Source organism: Streptomyces sp. NPDC086766, from assembly GCF_044746005.1.
In the GTDB taxonomy this organism is placed as follows: Bacteria; Actinomycetota; Actinomycetes; order Streptomycetales; family Streptomycetaceae; genus Streptomyces.
Genome location: NZ_JBIVBI010000062.1, coordinates 1 through 1,609, shown reverse-complemented (window position 1 = coordinate 1,609; position 1,609 = coordinate 1). Strand labels below are relative to the sequence as shown.

Below are 1,609 nucleotides of genomic sequence, written 5' to 3'. Positions count from 1 at the left end.
CAGTCCTACACCTATTTCACCTGGCGCAACACCAAGCAGGAGCTCACCGACTACCTGACCGAGCTGTCCGGTGAGGCGGCCGCCTACATGCGGCCCAACTTCTTCGCCAACACCCCCGACATCCTGCACGCCTACCTCCAGCACGGCGGCCGTCCCGCCTTCGAGGTCCGTGCCGTCCTGGCCGCCACCCTCTCCCCTGCCTGGGGCATCTACAGCGGCTACGAACTGTGCGAGAACACCCCGCTCAGAGAGGGCGGCGAGGAATACCTCGACTCCGAGAAGTACCAGCTCAAACCCCGCGACTGGGCCGCCGCCGAACGCGAGGGCCGCACCATCGCCCCCCTGATCACCCGACTCAACGACATCAGGCGCCGCAGCCCGGCCCTGCGGCAGCTGCGCGACCTGCACTTCCACCACGCCGACCAGGACGCGGTGATCGCGTACTCGAAGCGGAGCGGCTCGAACACGGTTCTGGTGGTCGCCAACCTCGACCCCCACCACACCCAGGAGGCCACGGTCTCGTTGGACATGCCGCAACTCGGCCTCGACTGGCACGAGTCGGTGCCGGTGCGCGACGAGCTCACCGGCGAGACCTACCACTGGGGCAGAGCCAACTATGTGCGTCTCGAGCCGGGGCACAGGCCCGCGCACGTCTTCACCGTCGGCCGGGGGTCCGGGGGCTGGTCCCCGGACGAGGACAGCACCGTCCTGCGACCGTCCCACCCGCAGATCGGAGGGTCAGCCACCACATGATCGTCAATGAGCCTGTTCCGGACACCTTCGAAGACACTCCCGCCAAGGACCGGGACCCGGAGTGGTTCAAGCGTGCCGTCTTCTACGAGGTCCTGGTGCGCTCCTTCCAGGACAGCAACGGCGACGGCATCGGCGACCTCAAGGGCCTGACCGCCAGACTCGACTATCTGCAGTGGCTGGGCGTCGACTGCCTCTGGCTGCCGCCCTTCTTCAAGTCCCCGCTGCGCGACGGCGGCTACGACGTCTCCGACTACACCGCCGTCCTGCCCGACTTCGGCGACCTCGCCGACTTCGTGGAGTTCGTCGACGCCGCCCACCAGCGCGGCATGCGCGTCATCATCGACTTCGTCATGAACCACACCAGCGACCAGCACCCGTGGTTCCAGGAGTCCCGCAAGGACCCCGACGGCCCCTACGGCGACTTCTACGTGTGGGCGGACGACGACAAGCAGTACCAGGACGCGCGGATCATCTTCGTCGACACGGAGGTGTCCAACTGGACGTACGACCCGGTGCGCAAGCAGTACTACTGGCACCGGTTCTTCTCGCACCAGCCGGATCTGAACTACGAGAACCCGGCCGTGCAGGAGGAGATGATCTCCGCGCTGAAGTTCTGGCTGGACCTCGGCATCGACGGGTTCCGGCTGGACGCGGTGCCGTACCTGTACCAGCAGGAGGGCACCAACTGCGAGAACCTCCCCGCGACCCACGAGTTCCTCAAGCGGGTGCGCAAGGAGATCGACGACCAGTATCCCGACAAGGTGCTGCTGGCGGAGGCGAACCAGTGGCCGGAGGACGTCGTCGACTACTTCGGCGACTACGGCTCCGGCGGCGACGAGTGCCACATGGCCTTCCA

1 protein-coding gene and 1 pseudogene are annotated in these 1,609 nt (G+C 66.7%); both read left to right on the top strand.

Features of this window, described 5'->3' with window-relative positions:
* Positions 1–753: pseudogene (locus ACIPM1_RS33840) on the top strand (alpha-1,4-glucan--maltose-1-phosphate maltosyltransferase); the annotation flags it as partial.
* Positions 750–1,609 (top strand): alpha-amylase family glycosyl hydrolase (locus ACIPM1_RS33835; protein ID WP_402441208.1); only part of this gene is annotated, 860 nt, incomplete at its 3' end. The pseudogene ACIPM1_RS33840 and the gene ACIPM1_RS33835, both read left to right, overlap by 4 nt.